General features: G+C 44.5%; 17 protein-coding genes. 14 read left to right on the forward strand and 3 right to left on the reverse strand.

The features are described from left to right. Positions 1-106: 106 nt before the first annotated feature. From B5G33_RS14440 to B5G33_RS14460, 5 genes are all read left to right on the forward strand, one after another. On the forward strand, positions 107-2,230 hold the full coding sequence (locus B5G33_RS14440) for a glycoside hydrolase family 3 C-terminal domain-containing protein (protein ID WP_087418163.1): 2,124 nt from the start codon (positions 107-109) through the stop codon (positions 2,228-2,230). A gap of 169 nt (positions 2,231-2,399) precedes the next feature. After that, positions 2,400-3,455 carry a hypothetical protein gene (locus tag B5G33_RS14445; protein ID WP_087418164.1) on the forward strand — a complete coding sequence of 352 codons (1,056 nt, stop codon included), beginning with the start codon at positions 2,400-2,402 and terminating at the stop codon, positions 3,453-3,455. A 270-nt stretch (positions 3,456-3,725) separates the two neighbouring features. After that, entirely contained in the window at positions 3,726-5,003 is a 1,278-nt protein-coding gene (locus B5G33_RS14450; RefSeq protein ID WP_242974713.1) for a helix-turn-helix domain-containing protein, read from the forward strand. Positions 5,004-5,395: 392 nt separating this feature from the next. Next, positions 5,396-5,956, forward strand: a complete 561-nt coding sequence (locus tag B5G33_RS14455; RefSeq protein ID WP_087269559.1) for a manganese efflux pump MntP — start codon at positions 5,396-5,398, stop codon at positions 5,954-5,956. Positions 5,957-6,066: 110 nt separating this feature from the next. Continuing rightward, positions 6,067-7,236, forward strand: a complete 1,170-nt coding sequence (locus tag B5G33_RS14460) for a polysaccharide deacetylase family protein (RefSeq protein ID WP_087418166.1) — start codon at positions 6,067-6,069, stop codon at positions 7,234-7,236. 63 nt (positions 7,237-7,299) lie between these two features. Here B5G33_RS14460 and B5G33_RS14465 read toward each other — a convergent pair whose 3' ends face one another. Further along, positions 7,300-8,472 (reverse strand): MFS transporter, encoded by a 1,173-nt coding sequence (locus tag B5G33_RS14465; protein WP_087418167.1) that lies wholly within the window; start codon positions 8,470-8,472, stop codon positions 7,300-7,302. Positions 8,473-8,852: 380 nt separating this feature from the next. Between B5G33_RS14465 and B5G33_RS21395 the strand changes: the two genes are divergently transcribed. Beyond that, positions 8,853-8,990 (forward strand): hypothetical protein, encoded by a 138-nt coding sequence (locus B5G33_RS21395; RefSeq protein WP_158229626.1) that lies wholly within the window; start codon positions 8,853-8,855, stop codon positions 8,988-8,990. Between the two features lie 100 nt (positions 8,991-9,090). On the opposite strand, the gene adhE is transcribed toward B5G33_RS21395, so the two are convergent. Next, a complete protein-coding gene (adhE, locus tag B5G33_RS14470; RefSeq protein ID WP_087418168.1) occupies positions 9,091-11,709 on the reverse strand; it encodes a bifunctional acetaldehyde-CoA/alcohol dehydrogenase in 2,619 nt (872 codons plus the stop codon). A 434-nt stretch (positions 11,710-12,143) separates the two neighbouring features. Then, positions 12,144-13,973 (reverse strand): translational GTPase TypA, encoded by a 1,830-nt coding sequence (gene typA / locus B5G33_RS14475; protein WP_087269571.1) that lies wholly within the window; start codon positions 13,971-13,973, stop codon positions 12,144-12,146. 223 nt (positions 13,974-14,196) lie between these two features. Here typA and B5G33_RS14480 point away from each other — a divergent pair, with 223 nt between their 5' ends. From B5G33_RS14480 to secA, 8 genes are all read left to right on the forward strand, one after another. After that, the gene (locus B5G33_RS14480; RefSeq protein ID WP_087269574.1) at positions 14,197-14,823 is read left to right on the forward strand and encodes a single-stranded DNA-binding protein; all 627 of its coding nucleotides are present in this window, start codon (positions 14,197-14,199) and stop codon (positions 14,821-14,823) included. A 127-nt stretch (positions 14,824-14,950) separates the two neighbouring features. Further along, positions 14,951-15,439 carry a cob(I)yrinic acid a,c-diamide adenosyltransferase gene (locus B5G33_RS14485; RefSeq protein ID WP_191385887.1) on the forward strand — a complete coding sequence of 163 codons (489 nt, stop codon included), beginning with the start codon at positions 14,951-14,953 and terminating at the stop codon, positions 15,437-15,439. Between the two features lie 49 nt (positions 15,440-15,488). After that, positions 15,489-16,379, forward strand: a complete 891-nt coding sequence (dapA, locus tag B5G33_RS14490) for a 4-hydroxy-tetrahydrodipicolinate synthase (protein WP_087269577.1) — start codon at positions 15,489-15,491, stop codon at positions 16,377-16,379. A gap of 38 nt (positions 16,380-16,417) precedes the next feature. Then, positions 16,418-17,182 carry a 4-hydroxy-tetrahydrodipicolinate reductase gene (gene dapB / locus B5G33_RS14495; protein WP_087269580.1) on the forward strand — a complete coding sequence of 255 codons (765 nt, stop codon included), beginning with the start codon at positions 16,418-16,420 and terminating at the stop codon, positions 17,180-17,182. Between the two features lie 117 nt (positions 17,183-17,299). Then, complete coding sequence (locus B5G33_RS14500; RefSeq protein WP_087269583.1) at positions 17,300-17,569, forward strand: hypothetical protein; 270 nt, start codon at positions 17,300-17,302, stop codon at positions 17,567-17,569. A 238-nt stretch (positions 17,570-17,807) separates the two neighbouring features. Next, complete coding sequence (gene hpf, locus B5G33_RS14505) at positions 17,808-18,341, forward strand: ribosome hibernation-promoting factor, HPF/YfiA family (RefSeq protein WP_087418169.1); 534 nt, start codon at positions 17,808-17,810, stop codon at positions 18,339-18,341. A gap of 190 nt (positions 18,342-18,531) precedes the next feature. Then, positions 18,532-20,799, forward strand: coding sequence for a glycoside hydrolase family 2 protein (locus tag B5G33_RS14510; RefSeq protein WP_087418170.1), 2,268 nt, complete (start codon positions 18,532-18,534; stop codon positions 20,797-20,799). 205 nt (positions 20,800-21,004) lie between these two features. Next, positions 21,005-23,578, forward strand: a complete 2,574-nt coding sequence (secA, locus tag B5G33_RS14515) for a preprotein translocase subunit SecA (RefSeq protein ID WP_087269592.1) — start codon at positions 21,005-21,007, stop codon at positions 23,576-23,578. The last annotated feature ends 106 nt before the right edge of the window (positions 23,579-23,684 follow it).

The raw sequence follows: 23,684 nt of genomic DNA on the forward strand, positions 1-23,684 counted from the left end.
GATCATAGAGCAATAAATGGGCAGTTTTTCGCATAAAGAAGATAGAGAAAGATTTGGGATCCAGTGTAAAATAAACACGTACATCAATGAGAACGGAGGATAGTGTATGAAAAATTTTAAAAAAGAACGGTCAGAGGCAAGAAAAAAGGCAAAAGAGCTGGTAAGTAAAATGACACTTATGGAAAAGGCAGCTCAGTTAAAATATGACGCATCGCCAGTAGAAAGACTAGGAGTACCTACATATAATTATTGGAATGAAGCGCTCCATGGAGTTGCAAGGGCAGGAGTTGCTACTATGTTTCCTCAGGCTATCGGAATGGCTGCGGCTTTTGACGAGGAAGAGATGAAAAAAGTAGGAGACATTATTGCCACAGAGGGCAGAGCAAAATACAATGAATACTCGAAACATGGAGACAGAGATATCTATAAGGGATTGACATTCTGGTCTCCTAATGTGAATATTTTCAGAGATCCACGCTGGGGAAGAGGACATGAGACCTATGGTGAAGACCCTTATCTGACATCACGTCTGGGTGTGAAATTTGTAGAGGGACTTCAGGGAGACGGACCGGTAATGAAAGCGGCTGCCTGTGCAAAACACTTTGCAGTACATAGCGGCCCTGAGTCGATCCGGCATGAATTTGATGCAAAAGCCACAATGAAGGATATGTGGGAGACCTACCTTCCTGCTTTTGAAGCGTTAGTGACAGAAGCGGATGTGGAATCTGTTATGGGAGCTTATAACAGAACAAATGGAGACCCCTGCTGTGGACACCAGTATTTAATGGAAGAGGTACTGAGAGGCAAGTGGAAATTTGACGGACATTTTGTATCTGACTGCTGGGCCATCAAAGACTTCCATGAAAACCATAAAATTACAAAAAATGCCAGAGAATCAGCTGCACTTGCTTTGAAGAGAGGATGTGATGTGAACTGCGGCAATACTTATCTGCACCTGCTGGGAGCTGTAGAAGACGGACTGATCACGGAAGAGGACATTACAAAATCGGCAGAGAGGGCTCTTACAGCAAGATATCTTCTGGGACTTTTTGAGGGAAGCGAGTATGATGAAATTCCATATGAAAAGGTAGAATGTAAAGAACATGTGGAAGAAGCCCTTAATATAGCCAGAAAAGGCTGTGTACTTCTGAAAAATGACGGTGTGCTGCCTTTGGATAAATCGAAGATCAAGACTATTGGAGTAGTAGGACCTAATGCAGACAGCCGTGCTGCTTTGATTGGAAATTACCATGGAACTTCATCCAGATATATTACCGTGCTGGAAGGAATCCAAGACGAAGTAGGAGAAGACGTGAGAGTCTTATATTCTCAGGGCTGTCATTTATATAAGGACAGAGTAGAAAACCTGGCGTGGGAACAGGATCGTATCTCGGAAGCTGTAATTACCGCAGAGCACAGCGATGTAGTGGTAATCTGCGTGGGGCTTGATGAGACATTGGAAGGTGAAGAAGGAGATACAGGAAACAGCGATGCTTCAGGAGATAAAAATGACCTCCATCTGCCAAAGGTTCAGGAAGAACTTATAGAAAAAGTGGCTGCAGTAGGGAAACCTACCATAGTTGTTCTGATGGCAGGCAGTGCGATTGACTTAAATTATGCCCAGGAGAACTGTAACGGAATCCTTCTGGCATGGTATCCGGGAGCCAGAGGAGGAAAGGCTGTAGCAGACCTGCTCTTCGGAAAGACTTCTCCTTCAGGAAAGCTTCCGGTGACTTTTTATAAAGATCTGGAAGGCATGCCGGAGTTTACGGATTACACTATGAAAGGACGGACTTACCGTTATATTGAAAATGAACCGCTGTATCCCTTTGGATATGGTCTGACCTATGGGGATGTTGAGGTTACATCTGCGAAAGTGCTCAATCAGGTGACTGCAGATTCTGATATCGAAGTGGAAGTTACTGTGGAGAATAAAGGGACAAGAGCTACGGAAGAAGTAGTGCAGCTTTATATTAAGGATCTGGAGTCTCCTCTGGCAGTGCGCAATCATAGCCTGTGCGGATTTAGAAGAGTGGCTTTGGAAGCGGGAGAGAAGAAGAACGTTACTCTTACTGTAGCAAACAGAGCTATGGCAGTTGTAGACCAGGCAGGAGAGCGTCATGTAGACAGCAGGAACTTCAAGATTTTTGCCGGAATTTCACAGCCTGATGAAAGAAGCCAGGAACTTACAGGGAAAAAATCAGCAGAAATAAATGTGACACTTGGATAAAGAAAGAAGACAGATTTCTCTATAGAAAAGGAAAACTACTTATGTTAACATAAGGGGCAGAATAGGCATACCCTATCCTGTCCCTTCTACATATTAGTGAATGTACATGATTTAGTAGAAGAACAGGAGGGGAATTTTGACCAGAGGAAAGAGAAAGGACTGAAGAGCTATGCAGAACTGGAAAAAGAAAATCGTAATCCTGGGATTGAGCGTTTCCCTTGGAATGTCAGGAGTATATGGATGCGGAAACACAGAGGAGACTAAAGCGGAAACGGAAAGTGCTTCAGGAGAAAGCCAGGAAACCGCAGAGAATGCGGAAGAGAGCAGTCAGGTCCAGGAAGAAAAGCCGGAGACCACTCAGGCGGAACATCCACAGTTTGTGGCAGATGGCATCAGAAAGGTGGTACTGGTAGAAGACGGTCAGGAGATTTTCAACCTTTCAAATGAACCGGCAGGGTACAAGATGGATTTTGACTATTGGGAAATCCTGAATCCCTATGATGAGACTGTGACGGTAAATACAGAGACAATGTATGATCTTTTTGATGTGCTTTGCGGCTTGGATTTTCAGGCGCCAGTAGCTGTAGATGCTGAAATGGATACAGGAATTGCTGATTCACAGACAAGTATCACACTTGACTTTGTGAATACGCTGGATGCCACCCAGGCAAAACAGACAGACTATGCAGATAAGACAGCCACTATTATTCTGGGAAATGAAGATGGGGCAGGAAATCGTTTTGCAGCAGTACAGGGATTTGAGGATCAGATATATAAGCTGTCAGCCAGCACCATAGATTCTATTTTCGGCTTAGACCCGTTTTCCTATATTCTGAAGATTCCGGTTTTGGTTAACATTGATACAGTAGAAAGTCTGGAAATTCAGGCAGGAAAGAAATCTTATGAAATGAATGTGGATTCCGTAAATGGGGAATACCAATTTGGAAATAAAGATGTAGAGAAAACAGATTTTACCACCCTTTATCAGGAAATCTGCAGTATAATGCTGGAAGCAGAGGCCGAGGAGGAGAAGATTACAAAGGAAGAAGAACCGGGACTGAAAATCACTTTCCACAGAAACAGTGAAGAGTATCCGGAAATCCAGGTGGCCTACTATTCTTACGACGATACCTATGATCTGCTGGAAGTAAACGGAAACAGCTATTTCCTGGTAAATGCAGAAGAAGTGGATAATCTTGTGAGCTCCATAAAGAAAGCCTTTTAACAGAATAAATATTAAGGGGAAATTATATAGCAATATTGCCCTGGCAGAATAAGATTCTTATCCTGCCGGGGCTTTTTCTATGAAAGTATATGAGAAACCGGAATACCCCAAAACCCCAGTAAATACAAGGACTTTCCTAACAGTCGAGTTCCAAATTCGCCTGGTATTCTTGACTTTTTCAACTCTGCTTCCTATCCTGTAGATAGTAAACAGCAAGGCCGGTAAAATTTTCTGCCTTTTGCTGTGACTGATCGAGAGGAGATGAAGTGTATGGAAAATAAGAAGACATTTGGAGCCTATATCCTCCAGAGACGCCGGGAATTGGGAATGACCCAGAAGGAACTGGCTGAGAAATTATATGTGACAGAATCGGCGGTCAGTAAATGGGAGAGAGGGCTCAGCTATCCGGACATTACGATCCTGCAGAACCTTTGCGCCATCCTGCAGGTAACAGAACACGAGCTTCTTACGGGAAGCGAGGACACCAGCCGGAGAGTTTCTGAGAAGCTGGCGCAAAAATACAGGAAGCTGACACGAAACTACCGGATCATTCAGTATGTGATCTATGGAATGATCTTGCTGGGATGCGGCATCGGAAATCTGGCGTCTTCCCATACTCTGGACTGGTTTTTTATTGCAGCCGCCGGAGTGCTGATGGCCGCCTCCCTGACTTTGGTGCCGGCTCTTGCGGCACTGGATCCCAGATTTGATAATTATAAGCTGCCTCTGGCTATGGCCAACAGAAAAACATCCGTTTATCTTCTGACTGTGACAGGACTGCCCATACTTTTGCTTCTGGCTTCCTGCCTGTCAGCGGGAGAAACCTGGTTTCCCGTAGCAGCTGTAAGTGTGATCTTTGGTCTGAGTCTCTTTATCATGCCGGTGCTCTTATACCAGCTTCCGCTGTCCCAGTGGATGGGAGAAAGGAAGATATCCATGTATTTGCTGATAGAAACCGGCTTACTGCTCTTTTTGCTGCTGGTCTGTGATCTTAACGATCAGGGAAGCTGGTTCTTTACTGCAGCGCTGGGCGTTCTTCTGGGTCTGGGACTGGTATTTCTGCCTGTTATATTGAGGCAGACCCTCCGGGATCTGCCTCTGTACCGGCATAAATCTCTCCTATATTTATCAGCAGAGACGGTATTTCTCCTGCTCCTTTTGTTTGTGGCAGCCCTTCAGGAGGGAAATCCCAGAAGCTTTTGGACTTTAAGCCTCCCCAATGCCCTGCTGTTCCTGGCCCTTCCCTGGGGCGTTATGGGGGCGCTGCGCTATCTTCCGGTAAACCGCTGGCTGAGAGCCTCGGCAGCTTTTGCCTGGATGGGACTGTGGATATGGCTGGCGCCTGCCGGTTTTGACCAGATCATGATTCCGGTATATGGCCAACCCGATAAACCCTACTCCCTGATCATTCCCTTTGACTTTACAAAATGGGAGCTTCCATATAATGCATGGAATGTCATTATGATCATTCTGCTGATGCTGGGAGCCGCAGCGGTATTCTGCGGATATATGGGTCTGAGATCCGAGAGAAAGAGAAGAAAACAGTGAATCCTATATTTCTTTCTGTTCTTTCTCATTATATAAAAAGGAGGAGAAGGGGTAATAGAAAAAAGGATTTTCTTAGTATAATTATTGACTTTTAAAAAAGAATGTGATATTTTAAACAAAATCATAATCCTGTGAGGGAGTAGGAAGCGTATTAGAAGATACGTGGCAAGTCAACATACTGGCATAATCTGCCTGGCTTGTCTTAAATTGCGAGACTCATGTACCTGTAATGCCATAGGTGGAGTCTCTGTATCATAAAATAGTAGAAGGCCCATGCTGTGCCTTCTATTTTTTTTGCCCAGTATGCCAGGTAAAGTGCAGTCGTTGACTGGACAAGTACAGATTCACAGGAGATGATATCAACGAAAAGGGAAAAAGAGAGGAGTTAGCAAATGGATATTATTACTTTATTTTCTCTGGCCGTGGGATTGGCTATGGATGCCTTTGCAGTTTCTATCTGCAAAGGCCTGGCCCAGGAAAAGCTGTCAGTAAAACATATGGTGACCGCCGGTCTCTGGTTCGGAGGATTTCAGGCTCTGATGCCTACCCTGGGCTATTTTCTGGGAAGTCAGTTCAGAGATAAGATTACAGCAGTGGATCATTGGATCGCATTTATTCTTCTGGGCTTTATCGGCGTGAACATGATAAGGGAGTCTCTGGATAAAGAGGAAGTCTGTCCAGAGGGGAACATGGGGCCAAAGGCCATGTTTCCCCTGGCTATAGCTACAAGTATTGATGCTCTGGCGGTAGGCGTTACATTTGCCTTTCTGAAGGTGAACATTGTTCTGGCAGCAGGGATGATAGGCGTGATCACCTTTATTACTTCTGCCATAGGCGTGAAAGTGGGAAATATTTTTGGCGCCAGATACAAATCCAGAGCAGAGCTGGCAGGAGGTATTATCCTGGTTATCCTGGGTGTGAGAATACTTTTGGAACACCTGGGAATCTTGTAAAATATTTTGTAAAAAAGTGTAGAAAAATAGAGAAATTCCCTATACAAAAGTATACCTATTGGTTATAATGGGAGAACAGAAGACTAGCAAGGGAGCCGTATAGGATATATATGAGTAAAGGGATAAAATCTTTGAAAAAGAAGGAATATAGAGAAGAAAAGCTTCCGGAAATTCATACAGATGAAGAATATGAGGCCAGGCTGCTTCGAATGCTAGAGCGGAGAAAGGCCGAGAAACAGCGGCAGTTGAAGCGAAGACAGATCATACGTCGCCTGCCCTTTGCGGCGATTATCCTTCTGGCCCTGGTCCTGGTAGGACTTGGCGTTTATATGCTGGCGGACAGAATACAGACCAACAGTTTCCAGAACTCTGTGGAAGAACTGACAAAAGAGGGAGAAATCCAGGCACAGAAGCAGCCGGTAATGTCTGGCGCTGATGTGGCGAAAATGGCATCGAGTACATCTCTTGTCGGCTGGCAGACTGACGAACAGGGAAAATGGTATCGGAATGAGGACGGGACCATTTATCAGAACGGCTGGAAGGAAATTGACGGAGAAAAGTATTATTTCGATGAAAATGGTTACATTATTACCGGCTGGAAACAGATCGACGGAAAAGACTGCTATTTTGACGAAAATGGAGTCTATGACAGTACAAAAGAGCCGCCTCTGGTAGCCCTGACCTTTGATGATGGGCCAGGACAATATACGGACAAACTTCTGGACTGCCTGGAAGAAAACGGAGCAAGGGCTACTTTTTATATGCTGGGACAGAATGTGGAAAAATATCCGGATACAGTGAAGCGGATGGAGGAGCTTGGAATGGAACTTTCCAACCATACATATGACCACAAGGATCTGACAAAACTTACCAGCTCACAGATTACAGAGGAAATTGAAAAGACAAACAGCCTGATCCAGAATGCGGCAGGAAGGGCTCCGGATACTTTGAGACCTCCTGGCGGTACATATAATGAGAGTGTTCAGGATCTTGCAGGAATGCCCATTATAAAATGGAGCATCGATACAAAGGACTGGAAGACGAAAAGTGAGGATCAGACATACCAGTGCGTTATAGATAACGTTCAGGATGGATCTATAGTTCTTATGCACGATATACATGAGTGGTCTGTAGATGCAGCTCTCAGGCTGATCCCGGATCTGATGGAAAAAGGGTACAAACTTGTGACAGTCCAGGAACTGGCCGAGGCAAAGGGAATCACCCTGGAGAATGGAAAAGTATATACGTTTTTAGGCGAAGGAACACAGGTAGTAGAATAAATTCTGCTACCTGTGTTTTTGTATATAAGCCAGAGACGGAGGGCTGCTTGCAGACCAAAGACACTATACTTCAGCCGGTTTTCTGAAGAAAAATATGTACCAGAGAAGAAACAGAAAGAATCCTCCTATGCAGAAGAAACCTCCAGCGCTGAAAGCGAGACCAAGATTCTTCTGAGCCAGAGAACCAAAGATTGGTTCTAATACAGCACTGGTGACTTCCAGAAACATAGCCTGAAAACTCAGAGCTGCAGCACGGCGAGGGGTGGAAATTCCCCGATTCTGAAGCTCTGTCTGGAGAGGCTGAAAAAGAGAGATGAAGCCTTGGATTCCCAGAATACAGATAGCAGAACACAGAGGACTGTGGGTAAAGGCCAGAATAAAACACAAAAGAGCCGGACACAAAAAACAGCAGGCTGAAAATAAAGGAATCCCCAGTTTTTTTGTGAGGGAGTAAGACCAGGGACCTGCCATGCCTGCAATCTGGGTCAGAATATACAGCAGAGCAATGGTTCCGGCAGACAGGCCACAGGCAATGTATTGAGGCTGATTTAAAAATACTGTAATATACTGCCGGGTTTCTGCCAGAAAGCCGGCACCGGAGAGAAAGAACAGGAAGGAGGGGATGACCGCGTGTAAGACATTTTGTGAAAGTTTCAGAGGCGATTTGCTGGCTTTTCCCGAAGGCTTTTCCGCTCTCTGAGTCTCCGGTTTTCCGAGAAACAGAGCAAGGACAAAGGCAAGTCCATAGGCAGCAGCAGTCAGGAAGGCTGCTCTGCGCCAGTGGTTTTCTAAAAAGATGGAAAAGCAGACAGCGGCAGTGAGAAGCCCACCGGTTCCCATGCTTTCGTAAATGCCAAAGACTTTTTGAGACTTTCCTTCAGGGGCATGGAAATACAGGAGGGTAATATCTACTCCAGATAACCCGGAGACTGCAATGCTCAGAAAAATGCGCTCCAAAAGAAAATCCTGGAAGTTCCAGGCTTTCCAGAAAATAATTTTGGAAACAAAGTAAATAAGACAGCACAGCCCCATAGTCAGCCGATAGCCAATCTTGTCTGCCAGGATCCCCCAGGGGATTTCCAGCCCAAAGCATAAAAAAAGGGATATGCTCTCTATAACAGAAATCTGAAAAAGGGTCAGCCCGGCTTCCTGACGGTAAAGAACCGCAACCGGACTGTAAAACACCATTCCCTGTAAGAAAGCAATCCCGTATAAAAGACAGAGATTTCTTTTCATGATATTCCATTATCCTTTCCATATTAAATTTGACGTCAATAAAACAAGAGCCTGTCAAAATCCGGGCAATTATCCGTAATTTGATAAGACTCTGAAAAACTGGCATCAAATGGGATTGGAAAAAATAAAAAGATACATCATAAAATCTCCTCGTGGCATTAGAATGAAGTAAGTATAGCGCCTTCCATGGGAAAAGTCAATATGCAAAGAGGTCTGGAAAGAAGAGGGAATGAGCTGCTTTACCGGTAAGATTTACACAGGATTTACAATTTCCTGCCTTAAATTTTATATAGATCTTATATAATAAAAATATAGCTTCATTTCTGCAGGCAGCGAGCCTAAGGGTCATGTTTGACTTGGTTGATAAGAGGGTGAACACTATGAAGAAAAAAGAAAAGAGTGAATATTCCCGGAAAAATCTGGAGATGTTCTGCCTGCTTGCCGGAGGGTCTTCAGTGGCGGGAACGGTGCTTATTTTTCTTGCCCGACTAATTATCCGCAGGTTGAAAAAACCTTAGCCGGGCTGTATGGAAAAAGAGCCTGGCTAAGGTTTTTTATATGCCGGGGCCATAGGCATTTGCTCACAGCCCCAGGCATTTATAGGGAAGAGAGGAAATATCAACCTTCATGATAAGCTTTTAAGTACATTTCTTTCATTTCGCTCATCAGCGGATATCTTGGGTTAGCGCCGGTACACTGGTCGTTGAAGGCGTTCTCAACCATCTCATCTAATGTTGCCATGAAATCTTCCTCAGTGATTCCATATTCTTTGATGGTTCTCTTGATGCCTACTTTTGCTTTCAGATCAGCGATGGCTTTGATGAAGTTTTCAAATACTTCATCGTCATCTTTACCCTGGATACCTACGAAACGTGCCATTTCACAGTATCTTTCCTTAGCGTGTGGATATGGATACTGGGAGAAGGTTCCCATCTTTGTAGGAGCCGGATCTGCGTTGTAGCGCATTACATGCTCGATCAGCAGGGCATTTGCGATACCGTGTGGCAGGTGATGATAAGCTCCCAGTTTGTGAGCCATGGAGTGGCAGATTCCCAGGAAAGCGTTGGAGAACGCCATACCGGCAAGGGTAGAAGCATTTGCCATTTTCTCTCTGGCGATAGGATCCGCTGCGCCTTTTTCGTATGCAGATGGCAGGTAGTCAAAGATCAATTTGGCAGCCTTTAATGCCATACCGTCTGTGAAGTCTGTAGCCATAATAGAAGCGTAGGCCTCTAACGCATGGGTCAGAGCATCAATACCGGAAGCGCTGGTCAGTCCTTTCGGCTGAGTCATCATAAAGTCTGTATCAACGATAGCCATGTTAGGCATTAATTCATAGTCTGCGATTGGCCATTTGGTTCCTGTAGTTGCGTCAGTGATAATGGCGAAAGGTGTTACCTCAGAACCTGTACCGGAAGATGTAGGAATGGCAACCATCATGGCTTTTATGCCCATTTTCGGGAATACATAGACTCTCTTGCGGATATCCATGAAATCCATAGCCAGATCTTCAAACTTGCATTCCGGATGTTCATACATCAGCCACATGATCTTGGCTGCGTCCATTGCGGAACCGCCGCCCAGAGCAATGATAGTATCTGGTCCGAAGTCTTTTAACTGTTCCAGACCTTTCTGTGCACACTGAAGAGTGGGGTCCGGAGCTACATCAAAGAAGCAGTCATACTGGATTCCCATTTCGTCCAGCTTGTCAGTGATTGGTTTTGTATAACCGCTCTGATATAAGAATGTATCGGTAACAATGAAAGCTTTTTTCTTGCCGTAAACAGTTCTCAGCTCGTCTAAAGCTACAGGCAGACAGCCCTTTTTGAAATAAACCTTCTCAGGTGTTCTGAACCACAGCATGTTTTCTCTCCTTTCGGCAACGGTCTTAGTGTTGAGCAGATGTTTTACTCCTACGTTTTCAGATACAGAGTTTCCGCCGTAGGAACCGCAGCCCAGAGTCAGTGACGGAGCCAGCTTGAAGTTGTAAAGATCACCAATGCCGCCGTGGGAAGAAGGTGTATTTACCAGGATACGGCAGGTCTTCATACGGTCTGCAAATTTGTCCAGTTTCTCTGTCTGTGAAGGATGTACATAGATAGAAGCTGTGTGTCCGTATCCGCCGTCCTTTACCAGCTGGTCTGCCATGTCAAGAGCAGTATCAAAGTCTTTCGCTTTGTAGAGAGCCAGAACCGGAGAAAGTTTCTCATGAGCAAATGGCTCAGAGATATCCACAGAAGTCACCTCGCCGATAAGAATCTTGGTATCTTTCGGAACAGAAATTCCGGCAAGTTCAGCGATCACGGAAGCTGGCTGTCCAACGATCCTGGCATTTACGGTGCCGGCTTCAGTAAGGATGATCTTGCGGACTTTGTCCAGTTCTTCACTATTTAAAACATGGCAGCCTCTCTTGACAAATTCAGCTTTCACCTTATCGTATATATCTGCAATGGCAGTTACGGACTGCTCAGAAGCACAGATCATGCCGTTGTCAAAGGTTTTGGAATGGATCACAGAGTATACAGCAGTCTGAATATCACAGGTGCTGTCCATGATAACCGGAACATTCCCGGGACCTACACCGATAGCCGGTTTTCCGGAAGAATAAGCAGCCTTTACCATTCCGGGACCGCCGGTAGCCAGGATCACATCTGCAGAACGCATCAGCTCATTGGAAAGTTCCAGAGTAGGTTCTTCCACCCAGCCGATGATTCCTTCCGGAGCCCCTGCCTTTACAGCAGCTTCCAGAACAACCTTTGCAGCCTCAATGGTACATTTCTTTGCACGGGGATGAGGGCTGATGATAATGGCGTTTCTTGTCTTTAAGCAGATCAGACATTTGAAAATAGCGGTAGAAGTAGGATTGGTAGTAGGGATAACTGCACCTACGATTCCCACGGGCTCCGCAATCTTTTTGATACCGTAAGATTTGTCTTCTTCCACAACACCGCAGGTTTTTACTCTCTTATAGGCATTGTATGTATACTCTGCTGCATAGTGGTTTTTGATAACCTTATCTTCCAGAACACCCATGCCGGTTTCTTCGCAGGCCATTCTGGCCAGGGGGATACGCTGTTTGTTTGCTGCCATAGCGGCTTCGAAAAAGATTTTGTCTACCTGCTCCTGAGAATAGGAAGCAAACTTTTTCTGGGCCTCACGCATAGAAGCGATCTTTGCCTGAAGGGCTTCTACGCTGTTGACGGTTTCCGGTACATTGCTTTCTGTTTTTTTAGCCATGGGAAATCCTCCTTAAAAAATGTAAAATGAAATAGTTTTATATAACAGAGAGATAAGATTCTCTGTTGATATTGATAAATATTTAACAAGTGTTGAGACTATTATAATGCTTTGTTAAAAAAATGTCAATATATTACAGGAAAAAATTTTTCATTTGTCTGGTGATTTATGTACATTTATTTTACTATATTTTTTGGGAAAAATAAAGAAAAAAGATTGTTAAATATATAATTATCTGAAAATAAAGAATATAAGAAAACTAAATACAATTTATTGTTTTTAGTGTCTAAGATAGGCGGTAAATTTGATAAAAAAATATCAATATGGTCATATGTAAAATAATGAATAAAAAAGAACGCCATAAAGAGCAGAAACGAAAGGGCTGTTCATCTTTGCTCTTTACAGCGAACTATTTCTATTACTAGATAAGATAATTATTTTTTCATATTCTGTCTTTTCCGCAGGCGGGAGTCCAGGATTTTTTTACGGATTCGCAGAGACTCAGGAGTGACTTCCAGCAGCTCATCTGTATCGATAAATTCCAGAGCCTGTTCCAGACTGAGGATTCTTGGCGGGGTCAGCTTCAAGGCTTCGTCTGCGGAGGAAGAACGGGTATTGGTAAGATGCTTGGTCTTACATACATTCAGTTCAATATCCTCGGTTTTTCCACTCTGCCCGATGACCATACCGCTGTATACTTTTTCGCCTGGGCCAATAAAGAGAGTACCTCTGTCCTGGGCAGAGAAAAGGCCGTAGGTTACTGCTTCCCCTGTTTCAAAAGCAATGAGTGAGCCCTGTTTGCGATACTGCATATCGCCTTTATAGGGGGCATAGCCGTCAAATGCAGTGTTCAGGATTCCGGTGCCTTTGGTGGAAGTGAGGAAATCCCCACGGAAACCGATAAGACCACGGGAAGGAATGTGAAATTCTAGACGAGTGGTTCCGTCACTGGCAGGACTCATGCCCTGGAGTTCTCCTTTTCTCTCACTGAGTTTCTGGATCACGGTCCCTGAAAATTCTTCAGGAACATCTACATAAGCAATTTCCATTGGCTCCAGCTTTCTTCCACGTTCGTCTTCCTTATAAATGACTTCTGCTTTGCTTACTGCAAATTCATAGCCCTCACGTCTCATGTTCTCGATAAGAACAGAGAGATGGAGCTCGCCTCTTCCGGAGACCTTGAAACAGTCAGTGCTGTCTGTATCCTCTACCCGGAGACTTACATCTGTATTCAGCTCCCGCATAAGACGCTCTCTCAGATGACGGGAGGTGACGAATTTTCCTTCCTGCCCGGCAAAGGGACTGTCATTTACCAGAAAATTCATAGAAATAGTAGGCTCAGAAATCTTCTGGAAAGGAATTGGATCTGGATTTTCCGGAGAACAAAGGGTGTCTCCGATGTGGATATCTGCAATACCGGAAATGGCTACAATAGAGCCGATACCTGCCTCTTTAACCTCTACTTTATTAAGTCCATCAAATTCATAGAGTTTGCTGATCTTTACTTTTTTCATCTTGTCCGGGTCGTGGTGGTTGCAGAGCATGACCTCCTGATTAACGCTGATAGTCCCGTTTTCCACTTTTCCGACGCCGATACGGCCCACATACTCGTTGTAGTCAATGGTACTGATCAGAACCTGTGTGGGAGCTTCAGGATCTCCTGTTGGAGCAGGGATATACTTCAATATGGTTTCAAAAAGGGGCTCCATGCTTTCTGGTGTATCAGCCAGGTCAAGGACAGCGTGGCCGGTCTTTGCTGAAGCGTACAGGAAAGGACAGTCAAGCTGCTCGTCAGATGCATCAAGGTCCATAAGAAGTTCCAGAACCTCGTCAATGACTTCGCTGGGCCGGGCTTCTGGCCGGTCAATTTTATTGATACATACAATTACATGAAGATCCAGATCCAGAGCTTTTTTCAGAACAAACTTTGTCTGAGGCATGGCGCCTTCGAAGGCGTCTACCAGAAGGATAACGCCGTCTACCATTTTGAGCACTCGCTCGACTTCGCCGCCGAAGTCTGCATGGCCTGGGGTATCGATAATGTTTATTTTGGTTCCTTTATAGTGTACGGCTGTGTTCTTGGAAAGGATAGTGATTCCTCTTTCACGTTCCAGATCATTGGAGTCCATGACTCTTTCCTGAACCTCCTGGTTTTCCCGGAAAACGCCGCTTTGCCGGAGAAGCTGGTCTACCAGAGTAGTTTTTCCGTGGTCAACATGGGCGATGATCGCTACGTTGCGAATATCTTCTCTTGTTGTTTTCATATATGACAATAACCTCTTTTCTTATTAAATAGGGTTTTTCCCTTAAAATCCGGAAATTATTCTATCATACTTAAATATAAGTATCAATAGAGGAATCGCCGGAAAATACAGTGTAAAGAAATAGAAGGAATGTGAAAAAATAAAAATAGTTGTTCTAAAAATCTGTTTCCCTGAATAAACATGATATAGACAAGATACCAGAAAGAGGAAGGGGAAATAAATCATGGCAGATAAAATAATTGAAAACAATCAGGTGTCCATTATGGGCAAAATCGCATCCAGTTTTACCTTTAGTCATCAAGTATTCGGCGAGGGGTTCTACCTGGTGGATATTCTGGTAAAAAGGCTCAGTGATTCAGAGGACAGGATTCCGCTTATGGTCTCTGAGCGCCTGGTGGATGTAACCCAGGATTATGAAGGAGAGTATATTATGGTACAGGGACAGTTTCGTTCCTACAACCGGCACGAGGAAAAGAAAAACCGGCTGGTGCTCTCAGTATTTGTAAGGGAACTTTCTTTTGTAGAGGAAGCAGATGATTCTATAAAGACGAATCAGATATTCCTGGATGGCTATATCTGTAAACCTCCTGTTTATCGAAAAACGCCTCTGGGAAGAGAAATTGCGGATCTGCTCCTGGCAGTAAACCGTCCCTATGGAAAATCAGATTACATACCCTGTATATGCTGGGGGAGAAACGCCCGCTATGCATCGGCCTTTGAAGTAGGAGGCCATGTGCTGCTGTGGGGAAGGATCCAAAGCAGGGAATATATTAAGAAGCTGGGAGAAAATGAGACAGAGAAGAGGACTGCCTACGAAGTATCTGTGAGCAAACTGGAGTATGCAGACTGACTGCATACCTGGCTGCAGGCAGTTTTTGCTGTTGTTTTATTGCAATATTTTTACAGGTGTAGTAATATATACACAACTCTTAATTTAATTGAAACCGAAAAAGGCAGTCTGTAAGAGGTGTATTATTATGGAACAAAGAGGATTGACACAGATTTACTGCGGCCCGGGAAAAGGAAAAACAAGTGTGGCAATAGGGCAGGCAGTCAGAGCTGTCGGGCATGGAAAGAGGGCTATAGTGATCCAGTTTTTAAAAGGAAAAGCAACCACTCAGCTGGATTATCTCTCTGTGCTGGAGCCGGATATCCGTCTGTTCAGATTCGAGAAAAAGGATAAGTATTATGAAGATCTGACAGAAGAAGAAAAGCAGGAGGAGAACGCGAATATCCGCAACGGATTAAATTTTGCCAGAAAAGTGCTGATTACCGAAGAATGCGAAATGCTGATATTGGATGAAATCCTCTGCGCCTTGGAACTGGGAATTGTTTCGGAAGAAGAGGTGAAAGGGCTGATCGAAGCAAAAGATGATGAGACAGAGCTGATTTTGACCGGTACTATGGTCACAGAAGCTTTGAAGGAGGCAGCAGACAGAGTGGTCTCCCTGGAAATTGTCAAATAGCTTTGAACACAGTTGAAAACATAAGAGAACAGCAGAAGGAGGAAGAGGTATGTCTATTTTTAAAGGCGCAGGTGTAGCAATTGTAACACCGATGAAGGAAAATGGGGATGTAAATTTCGAAAAACTCGGAGAAATCCTGGAAGAGCAGATAGCAGAGGGAACCGATGCAGTCATTATCTGCGGGACAACAGGAGAATCATCCACACTTTCCCATGAGGAACATATGGAGACGATCAAGTATACCATTGATAAAGTAAATAAAAGAATTCCCGTGGTGGCAGGTACAGGCTCCAATTGTACAGAAACAGCCATTATGATGTCTCAGGAAGCAGAAAAGATGGGGGCAGACGGCCTTCTGCTTGTCAGCCCATATTATAACAAAGCTACACAGAAAGGGCTTATTGCTCATTATACAGCCATAGCAGAGTCTGTAAAGCTTCCGATCATCCTGTATAATATTGCGGGACGTACCGGCATTAATATTGAACCTAAGACTTTGCTTTACCTGGCAGAAAATGTAGAGAATATTGTGGCAGTAAAAGAAGCCTCCGGAAATATTTCTCAGATTGCGGATATTGCTGCTATGACAAAGGGAAAACTGGATATCTATTCTGGAAATGACGACCAGATCACACCGATCATGGCTCTGGGAGGAGCCGGAGTTATTTCTGTTCTGTCAAATATTGCTCCCAGATATACCCATGACCTTGTTATGAATTATCTGGAAGGAAATGTTCAGAAGAGCTGTGAAATGCAGTTGAAAGCACTGCCTCTGGTCCGGGCGCTGTTTTCTGAGGTAAATCCTATACCTGTAAAGGCAGCCATGAATCTCATGGGAAAAGAGGTAGGACCTCTTCGTATGCCGCTTACAGAAATGGAAGAAGGCCATAAAGAAGCATTAAAGCAGGCTATGATTGATTTTGGACTGAAACTTGCTTAAGTATAAGCAGATGAGATACGGAAGAAAAGAGGAAAAAAATGGTCAGAATTATTATGAACGGCTGCAATGGACATATGGGCCAGGTAATCGCCGGATTGGTTGCCCAGGACCCGGAAACGGAGCTGGCAGCCGGAATTGATCTGGAAGATAAAGGATTATATGCATGTCCAGTATTCACAGATATTGAAAAATGTGATGTGCCGGCAGATGTTATGATTGATTTTTCATCAGCAAAGGCTACAGATGGAGTTTTGGAATACTGCAGAAGCAGAAAGCTGCCTCTGGTACTTTGTACTACAGGTCTGTCTCAGGAGCAGCTCCAGAAGACTCAAGAGGCAGCAAAAGAGACGGCAGTGCTCCGCTCTGCCAATATGTCTCTGGGAATCAATACGCTGCTGAAATTAATACAGGAAGCGGCAAAGGTCCTTGCTACGGCAGGATTTGATATGGAGATTGTAGAACGTCATCATAATCTGAAAGTGGATGCTCCAAGTGGAACAGCTCTTGCCCTGGCAGATAGTCTTAATGAGGCTATGGACAACCAGTACCATTATGTCTATGACAGAAGCCAGAAGAGAGAAAAAAGAGACGAAAAAGAGATTGGTATCTCTGCTGTGCGGGGAGGAACCATTGTGGGTGACCACGAGGTAATCTTTGCAGGTCCTGATGAAGTTATTGAATTTAAACATACTGCTTATTCAAAGACAGTGTTTGCAAAAGGCGCCGTAGAAGCGGCCAAGTTTTTGAAAGGCAGACCGGCGGGAATGTATAATATGAGCCATGTAATTGATGAAGAAAAATAAAAAAACAGAGCCGTGTCTTTTAGCATATTTTGCTAAAGGCATTGGCTCTCTTTTTGTATAAAAAGACAGATAGATGCACATATTAACAGCAGACCAAATAGAAAAGGAGAAATCAGTATGAAAGCCAAAGATATAAAGAAATTTGTCCTGTGTCTGCTGGCTGCGGTAATCCTCACAGGAGGCACTGCCTGCGGAAATGATAATAATGCAGATAACAAGGAAGGGACCGTTGCAGAGGATTCAATGAAAGATGACGGTGTGGCCGGGGACGCAGGAGAGGCTCTGAAAGACGGGGCTGAAAACCTGGGAGACGATATCGAAGACGGTGTGGAAAGGGCAGGAGATTCCATAAAAGATAACGCTGAGAACGCCACAGAGAACAGATAGAATTTTTGGTAACAGTTCAGCTTTGTGAATGGCGCAGGCTGAACTGTTACAATTTTTGAAATCAGAGAAAACGCTAAAATTTGTCTGTATTCTCCACACAATTTTAGAGCTGTGTTACTATACATAGAAATCCCTTAAAATTTTCTAAAAACAGTTGAACTGGAAATATGATATTGGTATAATAATGTTACATTACAAGAAAAACTCTTGTAAAATACACGTAAAGGGGTTGGACATAATGAAGTTTGTAATTAGCGGAAAGAATATTGATGTTACAGAGGGCCTGAGAAAAGCAGTAGAGGATAAACTTGGAAAGCTGGAAAGATACTTCACGTCTGACACAGAGGTTATTGTCACACTAAGTGTGGAGAAAGAGCGGCAGAAGATTGAGGTGACTATTCCTGTGAAAGGAAATATCATCCGTTCCGAGCAGGTCAGCAGCGACATGTATGTCTCCATTGACTTGGTGGAGGAGATTATTGAAAGACAGCTGAGAAAGTACAAAAATAAGATTATCGATAAAAAGCAGAGCGGTACAGGTTTTCAGCCTGAATTTGTGGAGCATGATTACGAAGATGATACTAACGAGATCAAGATCATCCGCACGAAAAAATTCGGGTTCAAACCAATGTATCCTGAGGATGCATGCGTACAGATGGAATTGCTGGGCCACAACTTCTTCGTATTTTTAAATGCAGAAACAGAAGAAGTAAATGTGGTTTACAAAAGAAAAGGAAATACTTATGGACTGATCGAGCCGGATTTCGGCTGATTACAGCAGTTGGATGAAAGTCATGAGGAGTCTCTCCGTAAAGCGGAATGCTTTGGGAGGGACTCCTTTTTGCGTGTGAAAGATAAGCAAAAAATTGTTCAAAAAGCCCTAAAAATACTTCTTTCTTTTCTGTAAAAGGAAAGGTAGAATAACAATTAGTAAAACACATCGTGCAAAAGGAGGAGAATTTATGCGAAATGTGATTAACCTGAACCAGGACTGGAAGTTTATTCAGCAGGATGCAGGGCTTCCTGAGAGCCTGCCGGCAGACTGGCAGACCGTACAGCTGCCCCATTCCTGGAATGCCATTGACGGACAGGACGGAAATGGTTCATACGACAGAGGAAGATATTGGTATGCGAAGACTTTCGAGACACCGAAACAGCCTCTGGCAGGAGGAAAGGTATATGTAGAAGTTCTGGCAGCAGGCCAGCAGGCTACTGTATACGTAAACGGTACTGAAGTGACCTACCATGAAGGGGGATATTCTATTTTCCGTGCAGATATCACTTCTCTCTGCAAAGAAGAAGGAGAAAACCTCCTGGTAATTGCCTGCAGCAATGAATACAAAGACAGCGTATATCCTCAGTCAGCAGACTTTACTTTCTACGGCGGACTTTACAGAGGCGTGAATCTGATCAGTGTGCCGGATGCTCATTTTGATCTGGAATATTATGGAGGTCCGGGTATCCAGGTAACACCAAAGCCATGTGACTGCGGCGGCGCAGCCTTTGAAATTACTTCATATGTGAAAAATATCGACGAAAACTTTACTGTACTGTATTCCATTACAGATGCTGAAGGCAAGGAAGTTGCCAGCGGCTGCCGTCTGGCTGACAGTACAGGAATCACTCTTTATGTACCTGATGCACAGAAATGGGAGATCGACAGCCCATATCTGTATACCGTAAAAGCAACTCTTCAGAGAAGAAACGAGGCATACGACGAGATTTCTGCAAAAGTCGGTGTTCGCAGCTTCTCCTGTGATCCAGATAAAGGATTTATCATTAACGGAAAAGAAACACCTCTTCGCGGTGTAAGCCGTCATCAGGACATGCTTTACAAAGGAAATGCCCTGACAAGAGAAGATCATTACAGAGATGCAGCGCTGATCAAAGAGCTGGGAGCTAATACAATCCGTCTGGCTCATTATCAGCATTCTCAGGATTTCTATGACGCCTGCGACGAAATGGGATTTGTAGTATGGGCTGAGATTCCTTTCATCAGTGTGTTCAATAAAGATCCGGAGGCTCATCAGAACTGCATCAGCCAGTTAAAAGAGCTGATCATCCAGAATTATAACCATCCTTCTATCTGCTTCTGGGGCATCTCCAATGAGATCCTTATCGGCGGTATTTCCGAGAAGCTGGTGGAAAATCATAAAGAACTGAACGCTCTGGCAAAAGAGCTGGATCCAACCCGCCTCACAACCATTGCACATGTAACCATGACTCCGGTAGAAAGCCCAATGCATGGCATCACCGATGTAGAGAGCTACAATCACTACTTTGGCTGGTACGGCGGAAAGATGGAAGACAACGGCCCATGGTTTGATAACTTCCATAAGGTTCACCCGGACATCTGTGTAGGTGTTTCTGAATACGGCTGTGAAGGCATTATCACCTACCACGGACCAAATCCTGCATGCAAGGATTACAGTGAAGAATATCAGGCACTGTACCATGAGCATATGGCAAAAGTTCTGGACGAGCGTCCATGGCTCTGGTCCAGCCATGTATGGAACATGTTCGATTTCGGCTGTGCTGCAAGAAACGAAGGCGGCGTGGCAGGACGTAACAACAAGGGTCTGATGACTATTGACAGAAAGACCAAGAAAGACAGCTACTATATTTATAAAGCATACTGGAACAAAGAGCCTATGGTTCATCTCTGCGGCAAACGTTACGCTCAGAGAGCCGGAGAAACTACTCAGATCCGGGTTTATTCTAATCTTCCTACAGTTACTCTGTATCTTAATGGAGAAAAAGTGGGAGAGCAGACCGCAGAGAAGGTATTCGTATTTGACGTAGCTCTGGCAGATGGATTTAACACCATCGTGGCGGAAGCCGGAGACCTGAAAGATACCATGACTCTTGAAAAAGTAGAGAAAGAGCCTTCTATCTATGTGCTTCCGGAAGTTAACGAGAGAGCAGAAGGTGTTGCCAACTGGTTTAAAGCGGTGGGAGATCTGGACTTAAAGGCGCCTATGGAATTCCCGGAGGGAATGTACAGCATCAAAGATACCATGGAAGAGCTGGCAAAAAATGAAGAAGCTGTCAAAATTGCTGCTACTGCCTTCAAACTGACCATGAACATGACTGTTAAGCCGGGAGAAGGTATGTGGGATATGATGAAATCTATGACTCTGGAAAAAGTAGGAGAGATGGCTGGTTCCCTTGCTCCAGAAGGATTTATGGAAAGCATTAATGCTCAGCTGAATAAGATTAAAAAAGATTAAATAGTGAAAATACCTTTGCAAATTGTTCTGACGGGCAGTTTTTAAAGGGCATTCCTCCAGGGATATCTCAGCAGGATTATATAAATGCGGGGATATCCCTGTTTTTTATGGCTGTGAAAGGCTCTTTGTTCTTGTGTTCATAAAGGGAAAGTGTTACAATAATCTTTGACAGTTTAAAAAATGGATAGTTATAGGAGTGCAATGCATGAATGTAATTGAGAAAATGTTTGGAACCCACAGTGAGAGAGAGCTGAAAAGAATCAAATCTACTGTGGATAAGATCGAGTCTCTCAGGCCCCAGATGCAGGCATTGAGCGATGAAGAGCTGAGAGGCAAGACCAGAGAATATAAAAACCGCCTTCAGGAAGGGGAAACTTTGGACGATCTGCTTCCTGAGGCTTTTGCCACTGTCCGGGAGGCTGCAAAGCGTGTTCTGGGAATGGAACATTACCGGGTGCAGCTTATCGGCGGTATTATCCTCCATCAGGGACGTATCGCAGAGATGAAGACCGGTGAAGGAAAGACCCTGGTATCTACTCTTCCTGCTTACTTAAACGCACTGGAAGGAAAGGGTGTACACATTGTAACCGTCAACGATTACCTGGCAAACCGTGACGCTGAGTGGATGGGAAAGGTTCATGAGTTTTTGGGACTTACTGTAGGCGTGGTGCTGAACTCTATGAAGAATGACGAGAGAAGAGCCCAGTATGCCTGCGATATCACTTATGTAACCAATAATGAGCTGGGATTCGATTACCTTCGTGACAATATGGTAATCTATAAAGAACAGCTGGTACAGAGAGATCTGAACTATGCCATCATCGATGAGGTAGACTCTGTACTTATCGACGAGGCCCGTACTCCTCTGATCATTTCCGGACAGAGTGGAAAATCCACCAAACTCTATGAAGTCTGCGATATTCTGGCAAGACAGTTAGAGCGTGGAGAGGCCAGCGGCGAGGTTACTAAGATGACCGCCATTATGGGTGAGGAGATCACAGAGACAGGTGATTTCATTGTTAATGAAAAGGACAAAATCGTAAACCTGACAGAGCAGGGCGTTCATAAGGTGGAAAATTTCTTCCACATTGAAAACCTGGCAGATCCGGAGAATCTGGAAATCCAGCACAATATTATCCTGGCTCTTCGGGCTCATAACCTGATGTTCCGGGATCAGGACTATGTGGTAAAGGACGACGAGGTTCTGATCGTAGATGAGTTTACCGGACGTATTATGCCGGGCCGCCGCTATTCTGACGGACTTCATCAGGCTATTGAGGCAAAAGAGCATGTAAAGGTGCGCAGAGAGAGCAAGACTCTGGCAACCATTACTTTCCAGAACTTCTTTAACAAGTATAAGAAAAAAGCAGGTATGACAGGTACGGCTCTTACTGAGGAGAAAGAGTTCCGGGATATTTATGGAATGGATGTTATCGAGATTCCTACAAATAAGCCTATTGCCCGTGTAGATCTGGAAGATGCCGTTTACATGACAAAAAAAGAAAAATTCCGGGCGGTAGTGGAAGCTGTAAAGGAAGCCCACGAAAAACAGCAGCCGGTTCTGGTAGGTACGATTACCATTGAGACTTCAGAACTTTTAAGCCGTATGCTGAAAAGAGAAGGTATTCAGCATCAGGTGTTGAACGCCAAATTCCATGAGATGGAGGCGGAAATCGTAGCCCATGCCGGTGAGGCGGGAAATGTGACCATTGCCACCAATATGGCAGGCCGTGGTACGGATATTAAGCTGGACGAGGTGTCCAGAGAAGCCGGAGGCTTAAAGATCATCGGTACAGAGAGACATGAATCCAGACGTATCGACAATCAGCTGCGAGGCCGTTCCGGACGTCAGGGAGACCCAGGTGAATCCAGATTCTATCTGTCTCTGGAGGATGACCTGATGCGCCTCTTCGGTTCTGAAAAGCTGATGAATGTGTTTAAGTCCCTTGGTGTGGCGGAAAATGAGCAGATTGAGCATAAAATGCTTTCCAGCGCCATTGAGAAAGCCCAGAAGAAGATCGAGGGCAACAACTATGGCATCCGTAAGAACCTGCTGGAGTATGACCAGGTAAATAATGAACAGAGAGAAATCATTTATAAAGAGCGCCGGAGAGTTCTGGACGGCGAAAATATGCGGGATGCTATCTACAAGATGATCACAGATACAGTGGAACATGCTGTAGATATGGTATTTTCTGATGACGTGGACCAGGAAGAATGGGATATGAATGAAATGAATTCTGTTCTCCGGCCTATTATTCCTTTACAGCCCATTACCCGTGAGGATATTAAGGGTATGAAGAAAAACCAGGTGAAACAGAAGCTGAAAGAAGAGGCTGTAAAGCTTTACGAAGAAAAAGAAGCAGAATTTCCCGAGGCAGAACAGCTGCGTGAGCTGGAGCGTGTGATCCTTCTGAAGGTTATTGACCAGAAATGGATGGATCATATCGACGATATGGACCAGCTCCGCCAGGGTATCGGCCTTCAGGCTTACGGTCAGAGAGATCCCAAGGTAGAGTATAAACTTCAGGCATATGAGATGTTCGACAGCATGATCGCTGCCATTCAGGAGACAACCCTGCGGCTTCTGTACCATGTACGTCTGGAGCAGAAGGTAGAAAGAGAGCAGGTAGCTCAGGTGACAGGAACCAACAAAGATGATTCCGGTCCTAAGAAGCCTGTGCAGAAAACAGAGAAAAAAGTATATCCCAACGACCCCTGTCCCTGTGGAAGCGGCAAAAAATACAAACAGTGCTGCGGCAGGAAGAAGATCGGGTGACATCAGGGAAATTAGGCTCAGATAGGTAGAGAAAAGTAAGTAAACTGCTGTAGGTATAGGAGACTGTAACTGCAGCAGTTTGTCAGTTAAAGTCAAATGCGTGGAA

Source organism: Blautia sp. An81 (assembly GCF_002161285.1).
GTDB classification, from domain to species: domain Bacteria; phylum Bacillota; class Clostridia; order Lachnospirales; family Lachnospiraceae; genus Blautia; species Blautia ornithocaccae.